Below are 26,780 nucleotides of genomic sequence, written 5' to 3' on the forward strand. Positions count from 1 at the left end.
AGAGTCAAACAAGCAAATGCTTGGGCAAAGGAGCGCGGGATGGGTGCAGTCGACTTCGGATTCGCAGCAGGAGACACGGTGCTCATCACCGGCGCGGGCAGCGGCATCGGACGGGCGACGGCCCGACATGCCGCGGAGCTCGGTCTCGCGGTCAGCCTGTGGGACCTGAACCCCGCAGGGCTCGCGGAGACCGCGGACGAGGTGCGAACGACAGCCGCCGCCGTGCACACCTGGGCAGCCGACGTCTCCGATGACGCCGCGGTCGACGCCGGCTTCACGGACGCCGTGCGCACGCTCGGACCGATCCGCTACCTGCACAACAACGCCGGGCCCGCCTCGAGCTCCGACATCCCCTTCGACCGGGCGCTGGAGATCTGCGTCGGGAGCGTGCGCCGCATGACCGACACGTGGGCGGCCACCGGTCCGGGCGAGGGTGCGGCGATGGTCGCGACGACGTCGGTCGCGGGCAACCTCGTCGGCACGGACAACGCGTGGTACTCGGCATCCAAGGCCGCGATCATGGGGTACATCCGCCACCTCGCCGCCCATCGCGCCACGGAGTTCCGCTCCAACGGCGTCGCACCCGGCATGACCGACACCCGCGCCTTGCGGGCTTCGCCGGCAGCGAGACAGGGCAGCGGGTACTCACCCGCATCCCACTGAAGCGCATGGCCACACCCGACGACATCGCCTGGGCGACGCTCTTCCTGCTCTCCCCGCTCGCCGGTTACATCAACGGCGTCTTCCTGCCGGTCGACGGCGGATGGACGGTGACGCAATGACCGAGGTCGACCTGCGGACCATCGGCGACCGCCAGGACATCGCGATCCTCCTCGCCCGCATCGCGCAGCTCGCCGACGCGGGAGACCCCGAGGAGTACATCGACTGCTTCACGGCGGATGCCGTCTGGGACCTCACCGATGCCACGGACCTCCCCATGGACGTGCAGAGCATCACAGGACGCGAGGCGCTCCTGGCCGGCGTGCACGACCGCAGGGCCGCGGGCATCCAGGGGCCGGGCAGTCACACCCGCCACGACGTGTCCAGCATCACGGTCGAGGTGCACGGCGACCGCGCGAGCGCCCGCTCCTACTTCCGCTACTACCGCAGCACAGACGGCATCCCGTCGCTCGCGGCGATGGGCGTCTATGCCGACACGTTCGTGCGCGGAGAGGCGGGGTGGCGGCTGCACCGTCGCACGATCACGCGGGGTTGAGCGGTCCCCTCCTCATCGCCTCTTCCTCCTCGGAGGTCTCGCCAGCTAGACGCGGGGACATCGCTCCCCGAGGGAACGGTGACAGTGAAGTCGGAACGAGAACGCCAGGAGCGCGTGGTGGTGGGACTCCTCGCCGCCTGCGGCATGCTGACGTCGCTGCAGTTCACCCTGATCGTCCCCCTCCTCCCCCTCATCCCCGCCCTGCTCGACACCACCGCCGCCGACGCCTCATGGCTCATCACCGTCACGCTCCTCGCCGGGGTGGTCGGCACCCCGGTCGTCACACGCCTCGCCGACATGCACGGTCGACGCCGCATGCTGCTGCTGTCGATGGGGCTGCTCGTGGCCGGCTCGGTCATCGCCGCCGTGATCCCCGGTTTCACCGCAGTGCTCGTCGGCCGCGCTCTGCAGGGTTTCGGCACCGCGGTCGTCCCGATCGGCATCGGCCTCCTGAGCGCACTCGTCTCGCGCCGCCGCGCCGTCCTCGGCATCGCGCTCATGAGCGGCACTCTCGGCATGGGGTCGGCGCTCGGACTCGTGCTCGCAGGCCCCTTGCTCGACGGAGGAGGGCTGCCGACCGTGTTCTGGTGCTCGGCGATCGTCGGCGCGGTGTTCTGCGCCCTGATCCGCTGGCGCATCCCGGAGGCTCCGGCGGGCGACTCCCGCGGGTTCGACGTCGTGGGAGCCGTGCTCCTCACCGTCGGCCTCACCTCGCTGCTGCTGGCGATCTCCCGCGGACAGTACTGGGGCTGGACCACTGCGCTCACCCTCGGATTCGCCGCTCTCGCCGTCGCGACCCTGGCGCTCTGGACGCTGTGGGAGCGACGACATCCCGCCCCGCTCATCGACGTGCGGACGGCCATGCGTGCCCCGATCCTGCCGATCAACGTCGCGTCGTTCTTCGCGACGTTCGGCATGTACGCGAATCACCTGCTGACGACCCAGGAAGCTCTCGCACCGCGATCCACCGGGTACGGCCTCGACGTCGCCACCGCGGCGGCCGGCATGTTCCTGCTGCCTTCGGCGCTGACCATGATCGTCCTCGCACCGCTCTCCGCGCGGGTGATCACCCGATTCGGCGGGCAGCGGGCCCTCCTTCTCGGGTCGGTGATGATGGCGCTCGCTTTCGTGTTCCGGGTGCTGTTCCACGGCGGTGCCGTGCCCGTGTTGATCGGCTCCGCTCTGGTCGGCGCCGGTGTCGCGTTCGCCTTCGCCGCGATGCCCTCTCTCATCACGGCCGCCGTCCCCGCCGACGAGGTCGCCACCGCGAACGGCGTGAACTCCGTCATCCGCACCCTCTCCGGAGCCGTCGCAGCCGCCCTGTTCGGGTTCGTGATCGCGGCGCTGCCCTCCGAGGCCGATCCCGCGTTCCTCTCAGAGCAGGCCCTCCAGATCTCGCTCGGTTTCGCGGCGGCCTGCGGTGTCATCACCGCGCTGCTCGCGACATTCCTCCGCCGCCCGCACCCCCAGGAGCCCGCATGACCCTCTTCTCGCCGCTGCACCTGCGCGACGTGACACTGCCGAATCGCATCGGGATCTCCCCCATGTGCATGTACGCCTCACAGGACGGGCAGGTCTCCGACTTCCATGTCGCACACCTCGGCCGGTTCGCCCTGGGCGGGGCGGGACTGGTGATCGCCGAAGCGACGGCCGTGCACCCCCAGGGCCGCATCTCCCCTTCGACACGGGGCTCTGGAGCGACGAGCAGGTACCGGGATGGCGACGCGTCGCCGCCCTCGTCGCCGCGTCGGGATCGGTTCCGGGCGTGCAGCTCGGCCATGCCGGAAGGCGCGCGGCCGTGCGGGAGCCCTGGCGCGCAGGAGCCCCGCTCGACGAGACGGATGCCGCCGCGGGTTTCGCACCATGGCCCCTCGTGGCTCCCAGCGCCCTGTCGGCGGGGCCGGGTCACGCGATGCCCGCGGAACTCACAGCGCAGCAGATCGCCCGATCGGTGCAGGACTGGCACGACGCGGCCGCGCGTGCGGTCTCTGCGGGCTTCCGCTTCATCGAGCTGCACGGCGCGCACGGATACCTGCTGCACTCGTTCCTCTCCCCGGTGTCGAACCACCGCACCGACCGTTACGGCGGCAGCGCCGAGAACCGCCTGCGGTATCCGCTCGAGGTCGTGACAGCCGTCCGCGATGCTCTCGGCGTCGGGATCCCCCTGTCGTTCCGGGTCTCCGCCGTCGACGGCGCCGAGGGCGGCTCCGGCATCGAGGAGACCGTCCACGTCGCCCGCCGTCTCGCCGCGGCCGGGGTCGACCTGATCGACACCTCATCCGGAGGCATCACCACCGACCGTTCCACCGACACCCGCATCCGCCGGGGCTTCGCGTTCCATGCCGACTTCTCCCGTCGGATCCGCGAGGAGGCCGGAGTCCCGACCGCGACCGTCGGCCTCGTCGTCGATGCAGAGCAGGCCGAACGGCTCCTCAACCACGGCGACGCCGACATGGTGCTGCTCGGGCGTCAGGCGCTCGACGACCCGAACTGGCCGCACCACGCACGCATCGCCCTGGGTGACGACAGCCACGACTCCTGGGATGTGCGCTACGGCAGCGCGCTCGGCCCCCGCGCCCGCACGCTCGCCCGCCTCACCGCAGCCGGCGAGACTCCCTCACCCGCTTCGCCCCCTGACCCCCCGCACCTCCGCGTCAGGGAGCGAGCAACTCCCGCGCAGCGGCATCCCCTTCGAGCAGACGGTTCCGACGACGGTGCACACGCCACCCCTCACCCGTGCGACGAAGCTCCCACCTGTTCGCGCTGACCCGCTCGCCGACCCACCGCTCCCCCTCGCGCAGCATCACGACCGAGTGCGTCACCGCCACCGCGCGGTCGCCGTCGATGTCGATGCGCGGCGCCGACACGATGTGCGCGCAGCCTCGACGCATGTACTCCCGGTGGGTGGGGATCGTCACGAGCGAGCGGATACCCTCGGCATCGAGCACCGTCTCGTCGAACTGGTAGGTGCCGTCCGACGCCCAGAGCGCCGCCACCGCATCGGCGTCTCCGGCATCGGCAGCCGGGCCGTACCGCGCGATGAGGTCCGCGATCTCCGCACGATCCTCGAGTGCGCGCAGCCGCCGCTCCAGGGCCTCGCTCACCAGTCCTGCCAGGGGATGATCGTCTTCACCGGCGTCGCCAGCATCCGCTCCCCCGTCGCCGGGAACCGGTCCTCCACCGCTCGGAGTGCCGGCGTGACCACCGCGGGATCGTCTTCGAGGTAGACGAGGCGGATCCTGATGCTCCCCGGCGCATCGGACGGCGTCTCGTCGAACGGCAGCGAGGAGTGGCGCTGCGGATGACTGTAGGAGAAGGTCCACGCCCCCGCCACGCCATCGACCTCGAGAAGTGCCGGGATGATCTCGCGGTCCTCGCGCTGGTGAGCGGCATGCGTCTCGGAGCTGTGCGGGTCGGCGAACCGGGTCGCGGTGAGGTGCACTCCGCGATTCGGCCGGTACGGCAGCACCTGTGCGTCGACCAGGGCGCGCGGCGCCGCGTACCCCTTCACGGGCCGGAAGAACGCCAGCAGCGGACGGTGGATGCCGGGGATCAGCGGACCACGTCCCCACTGGAAAGAGGCTTCGCCGAGCGCATCCCACGCGGCGACGGACTCCTCCACCGGATCACGGAACCAGTACATGGCGACGAAGTCGACCTCTCCCGCGAGGGAGCCGCTGCCGAGGTCCGCATACTCCGGTCGCACGTCCCACCGGTCACCCCAGGCGACACCGGGGAGGGCGAGGTTCTCCGGCCGATGGTCGAGCTGGTGCCAGCGGTTGTACTCGCCATGCAGGGAGCGGTAGTCGAGGCGGACGAAGGAGAAGAAGGCGAGAGGCGCGAACACACCGCCAGTCAAGCGCTTGCTTGGTCACGTGTCAACACCGACGGCCGGCGTCTACGAGTCCCCCGACGGGGATGCAGCAGCGGGATCCACCGACGACGGCAGACTGAGCGACAGCACCAGACTCACGAAGCCGAGGCCGAAAGTCGCCACGAGAGCCCCGAGCACCCCCAATGCCACGAAGAGATCGGCCGTGTGGATCAACGCGGTGGGCGCCGCAGTTCCGACGACCTGAGGGATGAACCACACCGCGACCTGGATTCCCAGCACCCACAGCGGCACGCGGTTCCACGGGGCCGGGACGACACGAGCGCGAGCGATGTGGGCCGAGACGACCAGCCCGGCTGCCAGCGCGACCAGGGGTGACACATAGTCCCAGGCAACCTCAGCGCGCGCCTCCGCCGGCGTGTCCGGACCGCCGAAGAGGCCCACCAGCGTGTCGACCGTCGGCCACACCGCCAGGACGGCCGACGCCACCAACGCCGACCGCCGACGTCCCACGATGCTCTCCCGACGACGGAGACCGAACGTCAGCGCGAGGACCGCCACTCCCCACAGCACCGCACCCAGAACCGCCAGCGCGGCCGCCGCTGCGGACGAGGCGATCGAGATCCGGACGACCTCGACGGCACCGCTCATCGTGAATCCGACACCACCGATGAGCCCCGAGACACTGCGCAGTTCCATGCATTCATTGTGTAACACGTCAGTCTGAACGCGAAAGGCGTGCTTCCCCGGCAGAGCCTTCATCCGGCGGGCGCGGGCAGGAGACACCCGCCCTGCCCGCCATCAGCGACCCGAGACCTTGCCGAACACCTTCGCGATCGGCGCGAGCACCAGCGGTCGCGCCGCGACCCACCCGATCGCGATCACCACGAGCGACACGATGAAGACCCAGAAACCCGTCCAGGTGACCGCGTCCTGCGACGCGAACATGTGGTTCAGGTTCCGCAGGAAACCGGTCAGCATCACGAGCGCGACGTGAGCGATGATGAACGCGACGAAGTACAGCATGATCGGGAAGTGCAGGGCACGCGCCCACTCGACCGGGTACGCCTTCGACAGCCGCTCGGCCTTCTTCGGCCACAGCCCCGACATGCGGAAGCCCGTGATCGCGGCCAACGGCGCGGCGATGAACACGGTCACGAAGTAGGCGAGCTGCTGCAGGCTGTTGTAGTTGTTCCAGCCGTTCTCGTGCGGCCAGTCGAACGAGACGTATTGCAGCGCAGCGGAGAGCGCGTTCGGGAACACCTCCCAGCTCGTGGGCACGATCCGCACCCAGTGCCCCGTGACGAACAGCAGCACCACGAAGATCACGCCGTTCACGAGCCACAGGATGTCGAGCGACTGGTGGAACCAGAGGTTCAGACTGATCTTCCCCTTGGCGTTGCCGCGGGGCGTCCAGAAGACGGTCGGTCGCTTCTCGGTGCGCACCTGGAGCCCCGAGCGGATGATCAGCACCATCAGGAACATGTTGAAGAAGTGCTGCCACCCGATCCAGGGGGCGAATCCCGGCTCGACGGCGATCGCCGGCTCGTACTCGCCGGGGAACGCCCCGAGGAAGTCCTGCATGAACGGGAAGCTCAGGAGCGTGCGCACGAAAGCGATCGCCGCACCCGCGAGCACGCCGAGCGCGGCGGCGCCGAACAGCACGGCGATGGCCTGCGTCCAGGTGGGGCGACGACGGTCGGATGCGGGGGCCGTGGCGATGTGGCGCGGAGCCCGTCCGTTCCACACCGTGCGACTCCACGGCAGGGGAGCGCTGAGGTCGGCGACGGCGGGGACCGCGACGACGGACGTCGCAGCGGCGGCACTCTCGGCCCCGACGCTCTCCGACGCGGTCGGAGCGGCGGGGGCGAGCGCGGCGTCCGTCGCAGACACCGTCTCAGAAGAAGCCGATGTCTGCTCGACGCCCACGGCCGGAGTTGTGCCCGCGGGCGGCCAGGGCTCTCCCCCGACGACGCGCGGCAGGCCGCGACGGACGCCCGCGGCGGCCGAGGCGTGCGCAGCCGGTGCGCCTGTCGCCCCGGAGCAGCCGTCGGCGCCGCAGCGGAGGGAGTCGGCGTCTCGGTCGTCCCGCCGGTCGTCGGAGCGGCAGCGGCGGCCGCAGTCACCGGAGCCGCGGTCGCGGCGGCCGGTGCCGTTTCGGAGACGACAGCCGAGCCGTCGGCTCCGGCCACCGCGTCGACCGGCGGCCACGGCTCACCGCCTGGCACACGCGGGAGGCCCCGACGGACATGCGAGTCGGCCCGAGCGGACCGCCCACCCGCAGACGACGCCGCGACAGACTCGGCACCGACTGCGACGGACGCAGCCGCAACGGACGCCGCGGCAGCAACGGGCTCCGCAGCAACAGGTTCAGCCGCGACCGGTTCAGCCGCGACCGGTTCAGCCGCGACGAATCCGCTCGCGCTGCCCGACTCCGCGGTGAGCGGAGAATCCGCGACCTCGACGGACGCATCCGCAGGGGGCCACGGCTCTCCACCGGGCACACGCGGAAGACCGCGTCGCAGCATCCGCGTCGCCATGCCTACTTCTTCCGTGCCTCGAGGGCCGCGATCACCTGCGGCACCACGGCGAACACGTCGCCGACGATGCCGAAGTCCGCGACCTCGAAGATCGGCGCCTCGGGGTCCTTGTTGATCGCGACGATGTTCTTCGAGGTCTGCATGCCCGCGCGATGCTGGATCGCCCCCGAGATGCCCAGGGCGACGTACAGCTGGGGCGAGACCGAGACGCCGGTCTGCCCGACCTGATGCGACTGCGGGATGTACCCGGCGTCGACGGCCGCCCGTGACGCACCGACCGCGGCGCCGAGCGCGTCGGCGAGCTGTTCGACGAGCACGAACTTCTCCTTCGACGCGAGACCGCGGCCGCCCGACACGACGCGGGTCGCACCGCGCAGCTCAGGACGCGAGGAGGCGGCCTCGACGATCTCGACGGGTCCGGCAGTCGCGGCGGCCGCGCCCGATGCCGTGACGGCGAGCGCTTCGACCGAGTGGTTCGCCACCGCCTCGGCACGCGCCTCCACTGCGCCCTGACGCACCGTGATCACCGGGGTGCCGAACGTGGGGGCGGAGTCGACGAGGTAGGCGCCGCCGTAGACCGAGTGGTGGGCGACGACGCCCTCTTCGTCCCGCGAGACCCCGACCGCGTCGACCGACAGCGCGCTCTTCGTCCGCACGGCGAAGCGCCCTGCCACGTCGCGGCCGGAGATCGAATTCGAGATGAGCACGGCGTCGGGGCGCACCTGCGCGGCGGCGGCCTCGAGGGCATCGACGATCGGGACCGTGAGCGATGCGGCGTCACCGTCGGCTGTCAGCACGACCGCCGCACCCGCCGCACCGACCTGGTCAACGGCCGCCGGGCTGCCGCCGACGATCAACGCGACGGGCGAGCCGATGGTCGCGGCTGCGCCGATCAGGGCCGCTGTGCTGCTCGCGGCAGACCCGGAGGGGTCGATGTCCACGAGGACGAGGATCGGGTTCTCGGACGAGGTCATCTCACACCAGCCTGTTCTGCACGAGGAACTCGACGAGCTTGTCTGCGGCGTCGCCTTCGTCCGTGATCTTCACGCCGGCCGCCCTCGGGGGCTTCTCCGACACCGCCGTCATGATGGTCCGCGGAGCGAGGGACGGATCAGCCGACACCTCGAGGTCCGCGAGGGTGAGCACCTCGAGGGGCTTCTTCTTCGCCGCCATGATGCCCTTGAAGTTGGGGAAGCGCGCATCGGGGAGCGCCTCGGTGATCGAGATCACGGCGGGCAGCGGAGCACTGACCTGCTGCCCTCCCGCGTCGGCGGCCCGTGTTCCGGAGACGCCGTCAGCGGTGATCTCGACAGAGCTCAGCGCCGTCGCCTGCGCATATCCGAGGTGCTCGGCGAGCATCGCCGGGATGACACCGCCGGAGCCGTCTGTCGAGAGGTTGCCCGTGATCACGAGGTCGGGCGCACCGCGACGGATCGCCGCGGCGAGCACCTCGGCAGTGAGACCCAGATCCGCGCCGGCGAGGTCCTCGTCGGCGATGTGCACGGCAGAGGCCGCGCCGATCGCGAGTGCCCGGCGGACGGAGGCCGTCGATCCTGCGGGAGCCATCGACACGGCGACGACCTCGGTGCCGTCGTTCTTGTCGGCATAGCTGAGCGCGACTTCGAGGGCCCGTTCGGTGATCTCATCGAGCACGACATCGCCTGCCGCTCGATCGGCGAGGCCGGTCTCGAGATTCAGTTTGCGATCGCCATAGGTGTCCGGCACCTCTTTGACCAGGACGAAGATCTTCATCGAATGCTCCTCACGACACGGCGAGTCTATCCGCATCGCCCTCTATGTAGCCAAAAGCGAACTTATTCACGGCCGGAGAGCCCGAATCCGGGGGACAATGTATACATAATCGACAACCTGACGGCCGCTTGGCCAGGCGACCTGCCGCACCGTCCCGCGCCGGTACCGTAGAGACGTGACCCGACCCCGCCCTCTCCCCGTGGACCCGCTCGCCGAGGCGAAGAGGCAGTGGATCGCGCACGGATGGGCGGATGCCGCCGACGGCATGGCGGTGGTCACCTCGGTCATGCGCGCCCAGCAACTGCTGCTCGCCCGGGTGGATGCGGCCCTCAAGCCGTTCGCGCTCAGCTTCGCCCGGTTCGAGGTGCTGCGCCTGCTGGCGTTCAGCCGCGCCGGGCGCCTGCCCCTGTCGAGCGTCGTCGCACGTCTCCAGGTGCACCCGACGACGGTGACCAGCACGGCGGAGCGCCTCGTCCGTGACGGCCTGGTGGTGCGCGAGCCGCACCCGCACGACGGCCGCGCAGCCCTCCTCGCCCTCACGGACGCAGGACGCGAGCTGGTCGAGCGCGCCACCAGCGCCCTCAACACCGAGGTGTTCGCCGATCCGGGGATGGACGACGGCGATGCGGCTGAGCTCGTCGCGATCGTGGCACGGCTGCGCAAGGCTGCCGGCGACTTCGCCGATCCGCGTCCGCAGCCCGACGCTCTCTGACCGGTCTCGGTTCCTCCCGCGACGGGTGCCCTCGGGGCGTACGATCTCGGCATGCAGCGAACTGCGCCTGCACACCACCCTCACCGGCCGCGGTCCCGCCGCAGCGATCCTGCTCGACGACGAGCAGGTCGCATCCCTCGGGGCAAGGAAGGCGTTCCCCGTCGCGGTCACGATCGGCGGGCGCACCGCACGCCTGCGACTGGCGCGCATGGGCGGCGAGAACATGATCGGGTTCAGCAAGGCGGTGCGCGCCGAACTGGGCGTCGAGATCGACCAGGAGATCGATGCCGTGATCCGCGTCGACGGCGCGGAGCGCACGGTCGACGTTCCCGCCGAGCTCGCGACGGCGCTCGATGCCGACCCGAAGGTGCGTGCCGCGTTCGACGCGCTCAGCTACAGCGTCCGCAAAGAGCACGCGCGCGCGGTCTCCGACGCCAAGCAGGATGCGACCAGGGAGCGGCGCATCGCGAAGATCGTCGACGGCCTCACCGGCTGAACTCGCACGTCACGCGGTCAGCGGTTCTGGAAGTCGGGCGCCCGCTTCTCACGGAAGGCCGACATGCCCTCCTTCTGGTCCGCGGTGTCGAACAGTGCGGCGAAGGCCTGCTTCTCATGCGCGAGGCCGTCGGCCAGGGTCGTCTCCATCGCGGCATCCAGTGCCGCCTTGGCCGCGTACACAGAGGGCAGCGACTTCGAGGCGATCGTGTCGGCGAGGGTGGTCGCCTCGGTGAGGAGATCGGCTGCCGGCACGACGCGTGACACCAGGCCGGAGCGCTCCGCCTCTTCGGCGCCCATGAACCGGCCGGAGAGCACCAGCTCTGCCGCCTTGTAGTAGCCGACAGCGCGGATCAGACGCTGCGTGCCACCCATGCCGGGGATGACGCCGAGGTTGATCTCCGGCTGACCGAACTTGGCCGTGTCGGCAGCCAGGATGATGTCGCACATCATCGCCAGCTCGCAGCCCCCGCCGAGGGCGAAACCGGACACCGCCGCGATGACGGGCGTGCGCACGGCCGCGAACTCGTGCCAGACGCCGAAGTGGTCTGTCGAGAGCATCTCCGCTGCGGACATGCCCTCCATCTCCTTGATGTCGGCACCGGCCGCGAAGGCCTTCTCGGATCCGGTCAGCACGATCGCGCCGACGCCCTCGTCCGCATCGAACGCGACGGCGGCTGCGGTGACCTCCTCGGCGAGCCGGCTGTTCAACGCGTTCAGCGCCTCTGGTCGGTTCAGGGTGATCCACCCGACCCGTCCGCGCTGCTCGACCAGGATCGTCTCGTACTCGGTCATATCGCCTGCCTTCGTGTCGTGTCGTGTCGTGTCCAGTATCGTCCTTCGCCTCTCGAGCGCCCCCGCCCCCGCCGCGCGCTGAGGGGTCAGGACACGCCGCAGACCGCACGGGGGCGCGGCGTGTTGTGGCCCTCACGGCCGGGCTCACACGAGGTTCACACGACGCCGTCGCGGATGTCGGTGATGATGCCGGAGAAGTCCCTGGTCGCACCGTCGCCCGCAGCGAAGGCGGCATAGAGCTCCTGCGCGAGACGGCCCATACGCGCATCCGTCGAGGTCTGCTCGATCGCCTGCAGCGCGAGGCCGAGGTCCTTCGCCATCAGCGCCCCCGCGAAGCCGGGCTGGTAGTCGCGGTTGGCAGGGCTCGTCGGCACGGGGCCGGGCACGGGGCAGTTCGTCGTGATCGACCAGCACTGCCCGGACGCCTGCGACACGACGTCGAACAGCGCCTGGTGCTCGAGCCCGAGCCGCTCACCGAGGACGAATGCCTCGGCCACGGCGATCTGCGACACCGCGAGCACCATGTTGTTGCACACCTTGGCCGCCTGTCCGAGCCCCGAGCCTCCGCAATGCACGATGCGCTTTCCCATGACCTCGAGCAGCGGCAGTGCGGCGGCGTAGTCCTCGTCGGAGCCGCCGACCATGAACGCGAGCGTCCCGTTCTCGGCACCGACGACACCGCCGGACACCGGAGCGTCGACGTTGCGGTGCCCGGCGGCGAGCGCGAGCGCGTGCGCCGCCCGAGCCTCGTCGACGGCGATCGTGGACGACTCGATGAAGAGGGTGTTCGGCCGCGCGGCCGCGAGCAGTTCCGTCCGATAGGCCTCGATCACATGCTTCCCCGCGGGGAACATCGTGATGACGACATCCGCGTGCGCCACGGCATCCGCTCCGCTGGCCGCCACCGGGATGCCGGCCGCCTGCGCCGCCTCGACGGCCGCGGGCACGAGGTCGAAGCCGTGCACCTCGTGGCCGGCCGCGACGAGGTTCTCCGCCATCGGCAGCCCCATGTGCCCGAGGCCGAGGAACGCGACGCGCGTCATGATGCGCTCCTCATCGACGCCGACCCCGCCGGGCGCAGCATCTCGCGTCCGACGATGAGTCGCATGATCTCGTTCGTCCCTTCCAGGATCTGGTGCACCCGGAGGTCGCGGACGACCTTCTCGATCCCATAGTCCTGCAGGTATCCGTAGCCGCCGTGCAGTTGCAGCGCCCGGTTGGCGACGTCGAAGCCGGCGTCGGTCGCGAAGCGCTTGGCCATCGCACAGCGCATCGTGGCGTCCGGCGCCTTCTCGTCGACCGCCTGGGCTCCGTCGCGCACCATCAGACGTGCGGCATGCAGGTCGGTGCGCATGTCGGCGATCGCGAACAGGATCGACTGCTTCTCGGCGAGCGGCTCTCCGAACGCCATCCGCTCGTGCACGTACTGCACGGCCCTGTCGAGCGCCCACTGCGCGCCGCCGAGCGAGCAGGCGGCGATGTTGAGGCGTCCGCCGTTGAGAGCCGACATCGCGATCGCGAATCCTCGCCCCTCATCGCCGAGCATGGCGGATGCCGGAACCCTGACGCCGTCGAAGATCACCTGGCGGGTGGGCTGCGCATGCCAGCCCATCTTCTTCTCGGGAGCCCCGAAGCTCAGCGCCTCCGCATCACCGGGGACGAGGAAGGCGCTGATGCCGCGCGCTCCCGGTTCCCCGGTGCGCGCCATCACGACGTACACGGCGGCCTCGCCCGCACCGGAGATGAACTGCTTCACGCCCGTGAGCACGTAGTCGTCGCCGTCGCGGACGGCGCTGGTGGCGACGTTCGCGGCATCCGAGCCGACGCCGGGCTCGGTGAGGCAGTAGCCGCCGAACTCCTGCATCGCCGTCAGCTGCGGCAACCACTGCGCGCGCTGCGCGTCGTCGCCGTAGGAGTCGATCATCCACACGACCATGTTGTGGATGGAGATGTAGGCGGCGACCGCGGGATCGCCCTTGGCGAGCTCCTCGAAGATCGCCACGGTGTCGGTGCGGCTCAGGCCCGTGCCCCCGAACTCCTCGTCGACGTAGATGCCGCCCAGGCCGAGCTCGCCGGCGCGGTTGAGGGCTTCGCGGGGAACAGGTGCTTCTCGTCGCGCTCGGCGGCGTAAGGGGCGAGTTCGGTCTCGGCGAACTCGCGGACGGCGCCGAGGATCGCCTCGCGCTCCTCGGCGGTGGTGGTGACGGTGGTCATGGTCATCGCGATTCCTTGGGAGATTCCGGGCCTAGTGCATGGTGGGGATGACGAAGCTGGCGCCGTCGCGGATGCCGCTGGGCCACCGGCTCGTCACGGTCTTGGTCTTCGTGTAGAAGCGGAAGGCGTCGGCGCCGTGCTGATTGAGGTCGCCGAACCCGCTGCGCTTCCAGCCGCCGAAGGTGTAGTACGCGATCGGCACCGGGATCGGCACGTTCACCCCGACCATGCCGACCTCGACGCGCGCCGCGAAGTCGCGGGCTGCATCGCCGTCGCGCGTGAAGATCGCGACACCGTTGCCGTACTCGTGCTCCGAGGCCATGCGCAGCGCCTCCTCGTAGTCGGCGGCGCGGGCGATCACGAGCACGGGGCCGAAGATCTCCTCGCGATAGATCGCCATGTCGGTCGTCACGTCGTCGAACAGCGTCGGTCCGAGGTAGAAGCCCTCTTCGTGCCCGTCGACCGTGAAGCCGCGGCCATCGGCGAGCAAGGTCGCGCCTTCGTCGATGCCCTGCTGGATGTACCCCTCGACGCGTTCGACCGCGGCGCGCGTGACCAGCGGTCCGTAGTCGACGTCGGCGGCGAGCGAGGGGCCGACCCGCAGCTGCGCGACGCGCTCGACGAGCTTCGCCGCCAGCGCATCCGCGGTCTCCTTGCCGACGGGGACGGCGACCGAGATCGCCATGCACCGCTCTCCCGCCGACCCGTAGCCCGCGCCGATCAGTGCGTCGACGGCCTGATCGAGGTCGGCATCGGGCATCACGATCATGTGGTTCTTCGCGCCGCCGAAGCACTGGGCCCGCTTGCCGTGCGCCGTCGCCGTCGCGTAGATGTATTCGGCGATCGGTGTGGAGCCGACGAATCCGACCGCACGGATCCGGTCATCGGTGAGCAGGGCATCGACGGCCTCCTTGTCGCCGTGAACCACGTTGAGCACGCCGGCAGGAAGCCCGGCCTCGAGGAACAGCTCCGCCAGGCGCACCGGTACGGAGGGGTCGCGCTCGCTCGGCTTGAGCACGACGGCGTTGCCTGCCGCGAGTGCCGGACCTGCCTTCCAGAGCGGGATCATGGCGGGGAAGTTGAACGGGGTGATCGCCGCCACGACGCCGAGGGGCTGCCGCATCGAATACACGTCGATCCCCGCGCCCGCACCCGTGGAGTACTCGCCCTTGAGCAGGTGCGGAGCTCCGGCGGAGAACTCGATGACCTCGAGACCGCGCTGGATGTCGCCCTTCGCATCGTCGACCGTCTTGCCGTGTTCGCTCGCGAGGAGCTCGGCCAGCGACGTCATCTCCTGCTGCACCAGGTCGAGGAAGCGCAGCAGCACGCGGGCACGCTTCTGGGGGTTCGTCGCCGCCCAGGCGACCTGTGCCTCCTCGGCGTTCGCGATCACGCGCCGTACGTCCTCCGCCGAAGCGAGAGGGACGCGCGCCTGCACGGCTCCGGTGCTCGGATCGAACACGTCTGCGAAGCGTCCTTCTTCCGGCGTCAGAAGCGATCCGCCTACGAAATGGGCGATGGTACGAGTCATTGTGTGACACCCCTCCGTGCCGTCGTTGGCACTTTGACGAGTTTACTCGGATGCCCGGAGATTTACTAGGACATCCTTGCATCGGAGCTCTCCGGACGTTCACTGCGGCCCGTGGGTTGTTCGCGACGCGTTCACCGTTCGTCCATCTCGTCCGACTACAACTGCAAGTGCGCGGACAAAGACTCAGACCGGATCGGGTGTCACGTCATCCGCGCGAAGGTGAGCGCTCTTGCTCCCGTTGCGGCGCCCACGCCGCAAGACCCCCGCCGAATCGGGTCGGCGGGGGTCTTCCTCATGCGGTGCCGGACGGCCGGCACCGCGCGGCCGCCGAACTAGAATCGACGATGCGCCGCCACCCTGGCGCATCCGCCTCGACGCCCCGACCCAGGGCGCCCGTTCCGCCCGAGGAGCGCACCATGTCCGAACCCGTCACGGTCTCCATCCGCCGCGAAGTCGACCCCGGCCGCATCACGGAGGCGACCGCCTGGGTGCAGACCGGCGTGAACCTCGCGACGAAGTATCCGGGCTTCCTCGGCTCCGGCTGGGTGCGCGCCGGCGAGGACTCGCAGGTGTGGCACATGCTGTACCGGTTCGCGAGCGAGGAGTCGCTCGTCGCGTGGGAGCAGTCGGCCGAGCGCACGTGGTGGCTGTCGATGGGCGAGGGATTCGTGCGCAGCGAGCGCTCCAAACGTCGGACCGGGATCGAGGGCTGGTTCGATGAGCCGACGACCGGGACCATCACTCTCCCGGCAGCCGACGGGAGCACCGAGACGGTCACGGTCGCCCCTGCTCCCCCGCGCTGGAAGCAGGCGACCTCGATCTGGCTGGGATTCTTCCCCGTCAACGTGGCCTTCACGTACGCGATGAGCCCCGTCCCGGGGTGGGACGCCCTGCCGATCTGGCTGCGGGTGCTCGTCACGACCCTCGTGCTCACGCCGATCATGGCGTACTGGGTGCTGCCGTTCGTGACGCGTTCGCTGCGGAGCTGGCTCGCCCGCTGATCACCGGCACCGGGATGCCGGGGCCGGTGTCGCGGCGAGGCCCTGAGCGTGGATCCGAGCAGCTCAGATCAGTTCCATCACCGGTCCTTCGTGCAGCGCCCGGTAGATCGAGTTGCGGATCGTGTTGGCCTGCTCTGCGGTGAGGGTGCGGTCGATCGGTCGCAGCACGATCCGCAGCAGGAGATTGACCTGCCCGTCCTGAGTTCCGAGACGAACGCGTGCGGGATCGGGAAGGTCCTGGTGTGCGGTGCGACTGAGCACCTCGACCGATTCGATGACGTCGGCGTCCGCTCCGAGGGCGATGCGGATGCGGTCGCCCAGTGTCTCCTCGTCTTCGTCGGCGGCCAAGACGACGGAGATGTCGCGCCGCGACGCGGGCAGAGGCGAGACGTGCTGCCATGGCTCGAGACTCAACATCTGGGAGGCGATGCGGGCATCCTCTGCGCGGAGGTAGCGGATGTCGGGGATGCCCTTGCGCAACATCAGTGCGCGTTCCAATCCCATGCCGAGCGCCAGCCCGGACCATCGCTCGGGGTCGAGCCCCGATCCGCGCAGCACGTCGGGATGGATGCGCCCGCACTCGGCCAACTCCAGCCATTCGCCGTTGTGGAGGACATCGATCTGGCGGCCGCCCGACGTGTAGGGGTGGGTGACGTCGGTCATGGTCCATTCCGCCCCGGGCAGCACCGCCGCCACCAGCACGCCGATCATGGTCATCATGTCGCTGTCGTCGGTGTCCGGAGTATCGCGGATGCGCCAGAGATCGACTGGTGGGGCTCGCCCACGTGGCTGCGATCGACCGCATCGCGCCGGTAGACGAGGCCCGGCGTCACGATCAGCTCGTCGACGTCGGCCTGCCCCGCGTAGTCCTCGAGGGCGGTCGGCAGCTCGGCGCTGGTGTGGCTGCGCAGCATCACCGTCGAGCTGATGTACCGCGTGTATCGGCGGTCTCGGGTCACGTCGCCAGGGTCGTAGCCGAGGCGGTCGTAGTTCTCTCGCACGGGCACGACCGGCGTGGTGCGCACGTAGCGCACGGTGCTGCGCCACTCGGTCTGCAGCGCGCTCACCACCGAATCCAGAAGCACCTGGACGGCGTGCTCGCCCTGGGCAGGATCGGTGAGGTCGCGCATGTTCAGCGCGCGGCAGAGCTGGTCAGAAGTCAGATGGTCGGCATGCGACATGGGAAGGTCTCCAAAACGATTGCGGGCTGGTAGAGAAGTCGAACTTCCCCCGGCCGCGCCTGCGGAGACCTATGCGCTATCGGCGCGCATCGACGACCCCGCGGCCATTTCCCGGCCGGGGGTGGCGAAATCGCTGCTGCCTGTGCACGACACCAGGTTACAGGTGCAACGACCCGTCGGCCCTGACGTCGACGACGTCAGGGCCGACACCGTCAGCTGCCGTCCGCGCCCCCGGGTGCGACCGGCTTGTCCGCAGGTTCCACAAGAGACAGAGGATCCGCGATGTCCTCGAGCGACTTGCCCGCGGCGCTGACACCGAACACTCCGCACACGACGCCGCCGAACATCATGATGGCGGCCCCGAGCACGTAGCCCCAGAACAGCGGGCCACGATCGCCCGACTCGGCACTCGCACCTATCAACGCGCCATAGAGCACCGGAGCGACCGCGCCCACGAGCTGCCCGATCGAGAAGACGTAGGAGATCACCTGGCTGCGCAGCTCGAGCGGGAAGATCTCGCTGACCGTCAGGTAGGCCGCAGACGCCCCGGCGGAGGCGAAGAAGAACGACGCGCACCAGAACGCGGTGTGCGTCGCCGCGTTCAGCACCCCCGCGTTGAAGAGGAAGGCGCTGACGAGGAGGATCGCGCCCGCGAGCACGTACGTCGAGAACAGCATCCGGCGCCGACCCCACGTGTCGAAGAAGTGGCCGAGGATGAGCGCACCGGCGAGGTTGCCGACCGCGAACACGATGAAGTACTGCGATGCCGACGCCGGAGGCGTGTCGTAGAAGTTCTCGAGCACGAGGGCGTAGGTGAAGAAGATCGCGTTGTACAGGAACGACTGGGTCACCATCATCGTGATGCCGACGAGCGTGCGCCGCGGGTACTTCTTGAACAGCACCTTCGCGATGACGAGGAACGGCACGCTGCCGTACTCCTTGACCGTGATGGCCTTGCTCTCGTCGACCGGGTCGATGGTCTTGCCCTCTCTGCGGATGCGCTCCTCGATCTGATCGACGTTGCGCTCCGCCTCCTCCTCTCGGCCGTGCGTCATCTGCCAGCGCGGGCTCTCCGGGATGTGCCGACGGAGCCAGATGATGAGGATGCCGAGCACCGGACCGACGAAGAAGCTGAGGCGCCACCCGAGGTCGGCGGGAAGGAGGTCGGTGTTCAGGAAGAACATGTTCGCGACGGCGCCGAGAGCCGCACCACCCCAGTAGGTGCCGTTGATCGCGATGTCGACACGTCCGCGGTACCTGGCGGGGATGATCTCGTCGATCGCCGAGTTGATCGCCGCGTACTCGCCCCCGATGCCGGCCCCGGCGACGAACCGCCAGATGTAGAAGAACCAGGGCGCGAAGGCGAGACCCGCGACGGCGGATCCGACGAGATAGACCGCGAGCGACACGAGGAACAGGTTCTTGCGCCCCAGCCGGTCGGCGAGGCGTCCGAACACCAGGGCGCCGAAGACCTGCCCCAGGAGATAGCAGGTGCCGGCGAGGCCCACTTCCGCCGGGCCCATCCCCAGGGTCGCCGCGTACCCGTTCGCCGCGACGATCTGCACCTCGAGCCCGTCGAGGATCCACGAGAACCCGAGGCCGACGATGATCATCCAGTGGAATCGCGACCAGGGAAGGCGATCCATGCGTGCCGGGACGAGAGACCTGACCTCCGTGACGGCGGCGTCGGGAGCAGACATGGATCCTCCTTCGCGGGCGACCCGTTCGCCCCGCATCTGTCTTACTCCCCGGAGGATTTCATCGCATGGTCTTGACCGGGGCGCCGTCCGGGCGCTACAAGACATGCGCAACGGTGCGGACCCGACCCGTGGAAACCGTCGACCGGCACCCGCGGGAGGGGCTCAGTCCGCCGCCGCGTCCAGCGCGAGCGACGCCGAATGCGCGTCCGTGATGACGACCTGTGCGATGCCGGAGTCGAGCACCGCCCGCACGGCGCGTGCCTTGTCGGCGCCGCCGCCGACGGCGACGCGAAGCGGGATCGCACGGGTGGCGTCCTCGTCGATCCCGACGATCAGGTCTTCGAAGCCGCCTATCGAGTTTCCTCGGCGGTCGAGGAGCACCGTCCCGATCTCCGCGACCACGTCGCGGTCGGCGAAACGATCCATCTCGCCGACCTCCGCGACCTGCGTCGCCAGCAGCGAGGCGTCCGGCCATCCGCCGATCGTCAGATATGCCGCTGTGACCGCGGAGAAGCGCTGCACCGTGCGGGCGTTCGCAGGGTGGCGGAGAATGCCCTCCTTCTGCCCGTCCGGGACGAAGATCGGCGCATAGAGCGGGAAGGTCGCTCCGCCGCTCACCCGGCCGATGTTGAGGATCGCCTCGATGCCGTTCGCGAGGTTCGGATCCCCGACCCCGGTCAGCTGCACGACGTCCAGCCAGGGCAGCTGTTCCACACACCGGGACATCGCGACGGAAGTCCGGCCGGGGTCATGCCGACCACATCGTCCTCGGCGGCGTGCTCGACGAAGAACCGGGCTGCCACCGCGGCGAGCGCTGCCCGCACGTCGGCCGCGCCGGTGGACGGCGTCGCCACGACGATGGCGGACTCCAGGCCGAAACGTCGCGCGAGACGCGCAGACAGATCGACCTCGACGGGATCATCCACCACGGCCCGGACTTCGATCAGACCGAGCTCCCGCGCGCGCCGCACCATCCGCGCCGCCGCGAATCTCGATATGCCGAGCTCCTCGGCGATCTCGTTCAGGGGTCGCCCTTCGGCGAGGTTCTGCATGGCCACGTACACGTAGGCGACCCTCTGATCGATTCTCGGTTTTGCGCTCATATGTGCACCATACCTTCCAGAGCGAGCGGTCAAGACACAATGATCCGGTGATCCTCCCCACAAGGCCCGATCACCTGCACGACCACATCCCGATGACCAGAGGAGGTCATTTTGCTCGGCTCAGCACACCACCGCCGCCACCGCCGTTTCGCACCCGCCGGCATCGCGCTGCTCTCCGCGGGGCTCGTCCTCAGCGGCTGCGCCGCCGGTGGATCCGCACCGGAGACGCAGGCCCCGCTCGACGGGTTCGACTGGAAGAACTTCAAGGGGCAGGAGCTCAATCTCCTGATGAGCGAGCATCCGTACTCGAACGCGATCAAGGCGCACCTCGACGAGTTCGAAGATCTGACCGGAATCGACGTCAACCTCGAGACCCTGTCCGAGACCGACTACATGGTGAAGCTCCTGACCGAGCTGCAATCGGGCTCGGGCGACTACGACGCGTTCATGACCTCCCAGCCCATGAACTACCAGTACGCGGCGGCGGGATGGGTCGAAGACCTGCGTCCCTGGATCAAGGACAAGACACGCACGTCGCCCGACTGGGACTTCGACGACTTCTACCCCGCGCTCATCGACTCCCTCCGATGGGACAAGACCGAGTACTCCGGCGCCGGCAAGGGCGGGCTCTGGGCTCTGCCGGTGAACGAGGAGGGGTACGCGCTCTTCTATCGAAAAGACATCCTCGACGCCGCGGGCATCGCGGTCCCCGAGACGATCGACGAGCTGCTCGCGGCCGCGAAGCAGTTGAACGGCACCGAATACGACGGACACAAGATCTCCGGATTCGTGAGCCGCGGCGACAAGACGTACCCGACGCTCAACCCGTTCAGCACCTTCCTGCTCGCCCACGGCGCGAAGGACATCGTCGACGGGAAGGCCGCGGTGAACTCGCCGGAAGCCGTGGCTGCGACCCAGCAATGGGTCGATCTCATGCAGTACGCCCCCAAGGCGGCGAGCACCTACACGTGGTACGAGGCTCAGCAGGACTTCATCGCCGGCAATGCCGCCTTCTACATCGACGCCGACCACATGGCGCCCGACTTCGAGAAGAGCGCGATCGGCGGCAAGGTCGGCTACGCGCTGCCTCCCGAGGGTCCGGCGGGCCGCGGCTCGAGCATGTGGGTGTGGTCGCTCGGCATGAACGCCGCCTCGACGCACAAGGATGCGGCCTGGCTCTTCATGCAGTGGGCTTCGTCCAAAGAGACGCTCACCAGCGCCATCGCGAACGGGAACATGAACCCGACACGGCAGTCCGTCGCGCAGAGTCCCGAGATGTCAGACGCCACCGCCGACTGGGCCGGCTACAACGAGACCTGGCAGAAGATCCTCTCCGACTACGCCACGTGGGCGTACACGCCGTCGTCCACGTGGCCGGAGATCGGCGACGCCTGGACCATCGAACTCCAGTCCGCGGTGCTCGGGCAGAAGACCGCGAAGCAGGCGGCAGACGACGCCGCCGACGAGATCGATCAGATCATCTCCGAGTGAAACCACGAGGGGTCGGCCCGGTCCGGGCCGACCCCTCTGCCGGAAAGAAGCCGATGAAACACAGACCGTCCCTGCCCTACCTGCTCGTCCTCCCCGGCCTCGCCGTGCTCGTGGCCATCATGTACCCCTTCCTGACGGGTGTCGCCTGGTCGTTCACCTCCTACCGGCTGAACCGCGGAGCGCCAGAGGTGAACGGCGGGAGGAACTTCCTTGTGCTCTTCAGCTCGGGCGACGGGTGGCATGCGATCCTCGTCACCCTGCTCTACACCGTCGGCGTGGTGGCCGTCGAGCTCACCCTCGGGACCCTCATCGCTCTCGCGCTCAACCACGGTCGATACGGCAGCTTCTTCCGGATCATCGTCGTGCTGCCCCTGCTGATGCCGCCCGTGATCGCGGCGCTGATGTGGAAGGTCATGCTCACCGAGAACGGCGTGACGAACTGGCTCATCGAGGCACTCGGCGGCACGGGGTCGCTGTGGTTCAACGGACCGGACACCGCTCTGCTCTCGGTGATGCTCGTCGACGTCTGGCTCTACACGCCGTTCGTGGTCCTGCTGATGCAGGCGGCCCTCAAGAGCGTTCCTCCCGAGCTCCGCGAGGCCTCAGCGGTCGACGGCGCCAGCAACGTCCGCCACTTCTTCGCGATCACGGTGCCGATGATCACCCCCGTGCTCGTCGTCGTGGTCGCCTTCCGCGGTATCGACTCCCTCAAGATGTTCGACGTCATCTACACGACGACGAAGGGCGGTCCCGTCGACGCCACGACGAACCTCCATGTGCTGGCCTATCTGGACGGCATCCGGAACCTCAACTTCGGAGCCTCGATGGCGGCGCTGGTCGTCCTCTGGGCGATCTGCTACGCGCTCTCGTTCCTGCTCCTCAAAGCCCGCCGGAAGGAGATCTCCGCATGACCAGCCCGGAGGACGCCCGCACGATGACCATCCCGTACGTCTCCCGCAGCACCAGACGCTCTCGGCGCACCACAGCTCACGGACTCGTGGTCGCCGGTCTCGCCCTGTGGTCACTGTTCACCCTGGGGCCGATCGCGTGGATCTTCCTGATGTCGCTCAAGACACCGGATCAGATCGTCTCCAACCCGCCGCTCTTCGTCTTCGCACCCACCCTCGACAACTACATCGAGGTCTTCAGCGGCTCCGAGTTCCTGACCCCGTTCGCCAACTCGCTGATCGTCACCGCCGGCTCGCTCCTCGTCACCCTGGCCATCGGGCTCCCCACCGCCTATGCCCTCGCGCGCTTCTCGTTCCGCGGCAAGGAGAACATCGCCTTCGGCATCCTCTCGCTCCGTTTCGCCCCCGAGCTGTTGATCATCCTGCCGCTGTATCTGATCTTCCAGAAGACGCACCTCGCCGACAGCTACATCGGCCTGATCCTGGCGTACCAGTTGGTGACGCTGCCAATGCTGGTGTGGATGCTGCGCTCGTTCATCGAAGACCTGCCGGGCGAGCTCGAGGAGGCGGTGGCCGTCGACGGCGGCACCCGTTGGACGGCGTTCCGGCACGTGCTCTTCCGCCTGATCGCTCCCGGCCTGGCGGCGAGCCTGATGCTCTCGTTCGTCTGGGCGTGGAACAACTACACGCTGCCGCTCGTGCTGGCCGGTCGCCACACGCAGACGGTGACCACGGGGTTGCAGCAGTACATCGGCTACCAGTCGATCGAATGGGGCCCGATGGCCGCCGCCACCATGGTCTCGATCGTCCCCGGCATCCTCTTCGCGGTGTTCTCGCTGCGGTGGATCGTCGGTGGCCTGACGGCGGGGACCGTCAAGGGCTGACCATCGCACACCCCGTCCCCGAGAAGAAGGAGAGAACCACCATGACCGCCACCCACCCAGAAGACATGCTCGCGAGCGTGCTCACCGCGCCACGCACCGTCGAACTCCGCCGTGTCCCGGTGCCGCCGGTCGGCCCACGCCAGGTACTCGTCCGCGTCGAAGCCGTCGGCGTCTGCGGATCCGACACCCACTTCTACGAGACGGGGCGGATCGGCGACATCGTCGTGCACGGCGACGTCGTGCTCGGACACGAGTCGGCGGGCACGATCGTGGCGGTCGGCTCCGACGTGTCGGCGGAGCGGGTCGGGACGCGTGTCTCCGTCGAACCGCAGACCGTCTGCCGCCGCTGCGAGTACTGCAAACGCGGGGACTATCACCTGTGTCGCGCGGTGGAGTTCTACGGCGCCTGGCCCTGCGACGGGTCCTTCGCCGAGTATGAGGTCATCGATGACGACTTCGCGCACACTCTGCCCGACGGCGTCAGCTTCGAGCAGGGCGCACTGGCGGAGCCCGTCTCCGTCGCCGTCCACGCCGTCCGGAGATCCGGCATCACCGCCTCCTCGCGCGTCTTCATCACCGGCGCAGGGCCGATCGGCGTGCTGAACGCCCAGGTGGCCCGCGCCTTCGGTGCGACCGAGGTCGTCATCAGCGATCCCGTGGCAGGTCGGCGAGAGCATGCCCTCGCGCACGGAGCGACAGCGGCCGTCGATCCGGCTGACGTCGATCCGGCCGCATTTCAGGAGCACTTCGACACGTACATCGACGCCTCCGGCAACGCCGCAGCGATCGTCTCGGCGATCCCGATGCTGCGCCCCGGCGGGACGGCCGTCCTGGTGGGCATGGGGGCGGACCGTCTCGAACTGCCCATCGCGATGATCCAGCACCGGGAGATCACCCTGACCGGCACGTTCCGCTATGTCAACACGTGGCCGACGGCGCTCGACCTCATCGCCACCGGGACCGTGAGCGTCGACTCCCTCATCACCGGTCGGTACGGACTGCAGGACGCAGGCGAGGCGCTCATGAAAGCCAAGACGGACCCCACCGCGATCAAGACGATCGTGGTTCCTGCGCTCACCGCCCGGTGACGTGCACCGCGGGTCGGAGACGCGCTCGACGACTCCGACCCGCGGCGATCTCAGGGGCGCGGCGTCATCGCGGCGACCGCAGCCGCCTCGATCGCGAGACCAGCCTGGTACCGCTCGAGATAGCTCGCGAATCCGGCGGCATCCCGCTCGTCCGGGGCGATCACCACGGCGTCGTTCTCGGGGAAGACGCACTCGTCCAGGTACCTGCCCAGTTCGCTCCGCTCCGCATGGGCGAGATACGACGCCAGGACCGCGATCCCCCACGCGCCGCCCTCTCCGGCGAGACTGCCGACGGCGACAGGAACGTCCAGTGCCCCGGCGAGCAGCCGCTGTGCCACCCCGCGCGTGCGGAACAAGCCCCCGTGCGCGAACAGGCGGTCGAGCCGCACGCCCTCCTCCGACAAGACCCGCATGCCGAGGGCGAGCGCCCCGAACACGCCGTAGAGGTGCGACCGCATGAGATTCGCGAGCGTGAAGGAATCCGCGGGCGAACGGACCAGGAGCGGATGGCCGGCGGAGAGACCGGCGATCGGTTCGCCGGCCAGGTAGTGGTAGGAGAGGAGGCCGCCGGCATCCGCTTCACCGTCGAGAGCTTCACGGAAGAGCACGTCGAAGGCGACGTCGTCGTCGACCGGGCGGTCCGCCGCGGCCGCGAACCGTACGAAGAGCCGCGCCCAGGCCGCGATGTCGCTGGCGCCGTTGTTGCAATGGACCATCGCGACCTCGTCGCCCGCCGGGGTCATCACGACATCGAGCTCACGGTGGGCCTTCCCGAGCGGATGCTCCAGGACCACCATGGCGAAGATGCTGGTGCCGGCCGAGATGTTGCCCGTGCGCGGCGCGACGGCGTTGGTCGCGACCATGCCGGTCCCGGCGTCGCCCTCGGGAGGGCACAGCGGGATGCCGGACTGCAACAGCCCGGACGGGTCGAGCAGCAGAGCACCGTCGACCGAGAGCCGGCCCGCGTGCGTCCCGGCGCGCTGCACCTCGGGGAGGAGGTCGCGGAGGGGCGCGGCAGCTGATCGCATACGAGGTCGTCGTACGCCGAAAGCATCCGTTCGTCGTATGTGCCCGTTGCCGGATCGATCGGGAACATGCCGGATGCGTCGCCGACGCCGAGCACGCGATGACCGGTGAGGCTCTCGTGCACGTATCCGGCCAGCGTGTTCAGTGCGGCGATCCGCTCCGTGTGCGCCTCTCCCGCACGCACGGCATGATGCAGGTGCGCCACCGACCAGCGCTGCGGTACGTGCACCCCGAAGAGTTCGGTGAGCTCGGCGGCCGCAGCCGCCGTCCCGGTGTTGCGCCACGTGCGGAAGGGCGTCAGGAGTGCCCCGTCGGCATCGAAGGCCAGGTAGCCGTGCATCATGGCGGAGATCCCGATGGCGCCGAACGTGGTGGGGCGGACGCCGTACCGGTCGTGCACATCGGCCACCAACTCCGTGTACACGGCGCGCAGCCCCTCCCAGACATCGTCGATGGCATAGCTCCAGACGCCGTCGACCAGGCGGCTCTCCCACGAGAACCCTCCGGTCGCCAGCACGTCTGCGGGGTCTTCCCCGACGAGGCAGGCCTTGATGCGCGTGGAGCCGAGCTCGATGCCCAGACTCGTCCGCCCAGCGAGGATGTCTGCGCGTGCCGTTCCCTGCGCCCTCATCGCCGCACGTCCGTGCTCTGCCCGTACACATCCTGATACCGCGTGTAGAGGCGGTCGATCGTGTCCGGGGGCAGGGTCAGGAGCTCACCTCCCGCGCGCGCGTGATGGACCGTGCGCGCGATGTCTTCGACCATGACGGCCGCCTTCACCGCGTCCCTCGCATCCGCTCCGATCGTGAACGGTCCGTGGTTGCGCATCAGAACCGCCCGTGAACGCCGTCCGCTGAGAGTCTCGACGATGCCGCGTCCGATCGAGTCGTCTCCGATGACCGCGAGTGGCCCCACGGGCACCGGCCCACCGAACTCGTCGGCCATGGCCGTCAGCACGCAGGGGATCTCCTCCCCCTGGCCGCCCAGGCGACCGCATAGGTCGAGTGCGTGTGCACGACCCCACCCACCTCGGGCATGTTCCGGTATACGTAGGCGTGCGCGGCGGTGTCGCTGGACGGCGCGAGGTCGCTGCCCGGCGTCCCGGCGATCGCGCGGCCATCGAGATCGCACAGGATCATGTTCTCCGGAGCGAGGTCGTCGTACGACACCCCGGAGGGCTTGATCACGAACAGCTCGTGCCCCGGCACGCGAGCGGAGACGTTGCCCCCGGTCCAGACCACGAGTCCGTAGCGCACGAGCTCGTGATGCAGACGCGAGACCTCGACGCGGAGTCCGTGGATCGAGCGACGG

General features: G+C 69.2%; 23 protein-coding genes and 5 pseudogenes. 11 read left to right on the top strand and 17 right to left on the bottom strand.

Annotated elements, in window-relative coordinates; all coding sequences use genetic code 11:
* Positions 1 to 39: 39 nt before the first annotated feature.
* The 4 genes and pseudogenes from K1X59_RS18040 (at position 40) to K1X59_RS18060 (ending at position 3,983) form a co-directional block, all read left to right on the top strand.
* Positions 40 to 782, top strand: a pseudogene (locus K1X59_RS18040) (SDR family NAD(P)-dependent oxidoreductase).
* Positions 779 to 1,216: a nuclear transport factor 2 family protein gene (locus tag K1X59_RS18050; RefSeq protein WP_183151050.1), complete on the top strand. Its 438-nt coding sequence runs from the start codon at positions 779 to 781 to the stop codon at positions 1,214 to 1,216. Before K1X59_RS18040 ends, K1X59_RS18050 begins: the two are co-directional and overlap by 4 nt.
* Positions 1,217 to 1,294: 78 nt before the next feature.
* Positions 1,295 to 2,698, top strand: coding sequence for an MFS transporter (locus tag K1X59_RS18055; protein ID WP_220173676.1), 1,404 nt, complete (start codon positions 1,295 to 1,297; stop codon positions 2,696 to 2,698).
* A 62-nt stretch (positions 2,699 to 2,760) separates the two neighbouring features.
* Positions 2,761 to 3,983, top strand: a pseudogene (locus K1X59_RS18060) (NADH:flavin oxidoreductase/NADH oxidase).
* Here the strand turns inward: K1X59_RS18060 and K1X59_RS18065 are convergent.
* From K1X59_RS18065 to K1X59_RS18090, 6 genes are all read right to left on the bottom strand, one after another.
* On the bottom strand, positions 3,871 to 4,320 hold the full coding sequence (locus K1X59_RS18065) for a nuclear transport factor 2 family protein (RefSeq protein WP_220173678.1): 450 nt from the start codon (positions 4,318 to 4,320) through the stop codon (positions 3,871 to 3,873). The pseudogene K1X59_RS18060 and the gene K1X59_RS18065 overlap by 113 nt on opposite strands.
* A complete protein-coding gene (locus tag K1X59_RS18070; protein WP_220173679.1) occupies positions 4,317 to 5,063 on the bottom strand; it encodes a hypothetical protein in 747 nt (248 codons plus the stop codon). Before K1X59_RS18070 ends, K1X59_RS18065 begins: the two co-directional genes overlap by 4 nt.
* Before the next feature lie 51 nt (positions 5,064 to 5,114).
* Positions 5,115 to 5,747 (bottom strand): hypothetical protein, encoded by a 633-nt coding sequence (locus K1X59_RS18075; protein ID WP_183151051.1) that lies wholly within the window; start codon positions 5,745 to 5,747, stop codon positions 5,115 to 5,117.
* 102 nt (positions 5,748 to 5,849) lie between these two features.
* Positions 5,850 to 6,941: a cytochrome b/b6 domain-containing protein gene (locus K1X59_RS18080; RefSeq protein WP_183151052.1), complete on the bottom strand. Its 1,092-nt coding sequence runs from the start codon at positions 6,939 to 6,941 to the stop codon at positions 5,850 to 5,852.
* A gap of 649 nt (positions 6,942 to 7,590) precedes the next feature.
* Positions 7,591 to 8,562 (bottom strand): electron transfer flavoprotein subunit alpha/FixB family protein, encoded by a 972-nt coding sequence (locus K1X59_RS18085; protein ID WP_183151054.1) that lies wholly within the window; start codon positions 8,560 to 8,562, stop codon positions 7,591 to 7,593.
* Between the two features lies 1 nt (position 8,563).
* On the bottom strand, positions 8,564 to 9,340 hold the full coding sequence (locus K1X59_RS18090; protein WP_183151055.1) for an electron transfer flavoprotein subunit beta/FixA family protein: 777 nt from the start codon (positions 9,338 to 9,340) through the stop codon (positions 8,564 to 8,566).
* Between the two features lie 175 nt (positions 9,341 to 9,515).
* On the opposite strand from K1X59_RS18090, the gene K1X59_RS18095 reads away from it, so the two are divergent.
* Together K1X59_RS18095 and K1X59_RS18100 are read left to right on the top strand one after the other, a co-directional pair.
* The gene (locus tag K1X59_RS18095) at positions 9,516 to 10,052 is read left to right on the top strand and encodes a MarR family winged helix-turn-helix transcriptional regulator (protein WP_183151056.1); all 537 of its coding nucleotides are present in this window, start codon (positions 9,516 to 9,518) and stop codon (positions 10,050 to 10,052) included.
* Between the two features lie 25 nt (positions 10,053 to 10,077).
* Positions 10,078 to 10,548: a YdeI/OmpD-associated family protein gene (locus K1X59_RS18100; RefSeq protein ID WP_258566925.1), complete on the top strand. Its 471-nt coding sequence runs from the start codon at positions 10,078 to 10,080 to the stop codon at positions 10,546 to 10,548.
* 17 nt (positions 10,549 to 10,565) lie between these two features.
* Here K1X59_RS18100 and K1X59_RS18105 read toward each other — a convergent pair whose 3' ends face one another.
* The 4 genes and pseudogenes from K1X59_RS18105 to K1X59_RS18120 all read right to left on the bottom strand — a co-directional run bounded on the left by K1X59_RS18105 (position 10,566) and on the right by K1X59_RS18120 (position 15,087).
* A complete protein-coding gene (locus K1X59_RS18105) occupies positions 10,566 to 11,342 on the bottom strand; it encodes an enoyl-CoA hydratase-related protein (protein ID WP_220173681.1) in 777 nt (258 codons plus the stop codon).
* Between the two features lie 155 nt (positions 11,343 to 11,497).
* Positions 11,498 to 12,385 carry a 3-hydroxyisobutyrate dehydrogenase gene (gene mmsB / locus K1X59_RS18110; RefSeq protein WP_183151058.1) on the bottom strand — a complete coding sequence of 296 codons (888 nt, stop codon included), beginning with the start codon at positions 12,383 to 12,385 and terminating at the stop codon, positions 11,498 to 11,500.
* Positions 12,382 to 13,562, bottom strand: a pseudogene (locus K1X59_RS18115) (acyl-CoA dehydrogenase family protein). The gene mmsB and the pseudogene K1X59_RS18115 overlap by 4 nt, the downstream one beginning before the upstream one ends.
* Before the next feature lie 25 nt (positions 13,563 to 13,587).
* A complete protein-coding gene (locus tag K1X59_RS18120) occupies positions 13,588 to 15,087 on the bottom strand; it encodes a CoA-acylating methylmalonate-semialdehyde dehydrogenase (protein WP_183151059.1) in 1,500 nt (499 codons plus the stop codon).
* A 416-nt stretch (positions 15,088 to 15,503) separates the two neighbouring features.
* On the opposite strand from K1X59_RS18120, the gene K1X59_RS18125 reads away from it, so the two are divergent.
* The gene (locus K1X59_RS18125) at positions 15,504 to 16,088 is read left to right on the top strand and encodes an antibiotic biosynthesis monooxygenase (RefSeq protein ID WP_183151060.1); all 585 of its coding nucleotides are present in this window, start codon (positions 15,504 to 15,506) and stop codon (positions 16,086 to 16,088) included.
* A gap of 63 nt (positions 16,089 to 16,151) precedes the next feature.
* Here the strand turns inward: K1X59_RS18125 and K1X59_RS22585 are convergent, their stop codons facing one another.
* From K1X59_RS22585 to K1X59_RS18145, 5 genes are all read right to left on the bottom strand, one after another.
* Positions 16,152 to 16,808, bottom strand: coding sequence for a hypothetical protein (locus tag K1X59_RS22585; protein ID WP_309491598.1), 657 nt, complete (start codon positions 16,806 to 16,808; stop codon positions 16,152 to 16,154).
* The gene (locus K1X59_RS22590) at positions 16,805 to 17,269 is read right to left on the bottom strand and encodes a hypothetical protein (RefSeq protein WP_309491599.1); all 465 of its coding nucleotides are present in this window, start codon (positions 17,267 to 17,269) and stop codon (positions 16,805 to 16,807) included. Before K1X59_RS22590 ends, K1X59_RS22585 begins: the two co-directional genes overlap by 4 nt.
* A gap of 212 nt (positions 17,270 to 17,481) precedes the next feature.
* Positions 17,482 to 18,969 (bottom strand): MFS transporter, encoded by a 1,488-nt coding sequence (locus K1X59_RS18135; RefSeq protein ID WP_183151061.1) that lies wholly within the window; start codon positions 18,967 to 18,969, stop codon positions 17,482 to 17,484.
* 162 nt (positions 18,970 to 19,131) lie between these two features.
* Positions 19,132 to 19,683, bottom strand: coding sequence for a sugar-binding domain-containing protein (locus K1X59_RS18140; RefSeq protein WP_183151062.1), 552 nt, complete (start codon positions 19,681 to 19,683; stop codon positions 19,132 to 19,134).
* The gene (locus K1X59_RS18145; RefSeq protein ID WP_183151063.1) at positions 19,647 to 20,072 is read right to left on the bottom strand and encodes a helix-turn-helix domain-containing protein; all 426 of its coding nucleotides are present in this window, start codon (positions 20,070 to 20,072) and stop codon (positions 19,647 to 19,649) included. Before K1X59_RS18145 ends, K1X59_RS18140 begins: the two co-directional genes overlap by 37 nt.
* A gap of 111 nt (positions 20,073 to 20,183) precedes the next feature.
* Here K1X59_RS18145 and K1X59_RS18150 point away from each other — a divergent pair, with 111 nt between their 5' ends.
* Genes K1X59_RS18150 through K1X59_RS18165 form a run of 4 tightly spaced genes read left to right on the top strand, consistent with a single transcriptional unit; the run spans position 20,184 to position 24,443 of the window.
* Positions 20,184 to 21,563 carry a sugar ABC transporter substrate-binding protein gene (locus K1X59_RS18150; protein WP_183151064.1) on the top strand — a complete coding sequence of 460 codons (1,380 nt, stop codon included), beginning with the start codon at positions 20,184 to 20,186 and terminating at the stop codon, positions 21,561 to 21,563.
* A 53-nt stretch (positions 21,564 to 21,616) separates the two neighbouring features.
* Positions 21,617 to 22,474 carry a carbohydrate ABC transporter permease gene (locus tag K1X59_RS18155; RefSeq protein ID WP_183151065.1) on the top strand — a complete coding sequence of 286 codons (858 nt, stop codon included), beginning with the start codon at positions 21,617 to 21,619 and terminating at the stop codon, positions 22,472 to 22,474.
* A complete protein-coding gene (locus K1X59_RS18160; RefSeq protein WP_183151066.1) occupies positions 22,471 to 23,355 on the top strand; it encodes a carbohydrate ABC transporter permease in 885 nt (294 codons plus the stop codon). Before K1X59_RS18155 ends, K1X59_RS18160 begins: the two co-directional genes overlap by 4 nt.
* A gap of 41 nt (positions 23,356 to 23,396) precedes the next feature.
* Complete coding sequence (locus K1X59_RS18165; RefSeq protein ID WP_183151067.1) at positions 23,397 to 24,443, top strand: NAD(P)-dependent alcohol dehydrogenase; 1,047 nt, start codon at positions 23,397 to 23,399, stop codon at positions 24,441 to 24,443.
* Positions 24,444 to 24,493: 50 nt separating this feature from the next.
* Here the strand turns inward: K1X59_RS18165 and K1X59_RS18170 are convergent.
* Together K1X59_RS18170 and K1X59_RS18175 are read right to left on the bottom strand one after the other, a co-directional pair.
* Positions 24,494 to 26,100, bottom strand: a pseudogene (locus K1X59_RS18170) (xylulokinase).
* Positions 26,097 to 26,770 (bottom strand): annotated as a pseudogene (locus K1X59_RS18175) (L-ribulose-5-phosphate 4-epimerase). The pseudogenes K1X59_RS18170 and K1X59_RS18175 overlap by 4 nt, the downstream one beginning before the upstream one ends.
* Positions 26,771 to 26,780 lie beyond the last annotated feature (10 nt).

Source organism: Microbacterium sp. Se5.02b (genome assembly GCF_019464375.1).
Lineage (GTDB): Bacteria > Actinomycetota > Actinomycetes > Actinomycetales > Microbacteriaceae > Microbacterium.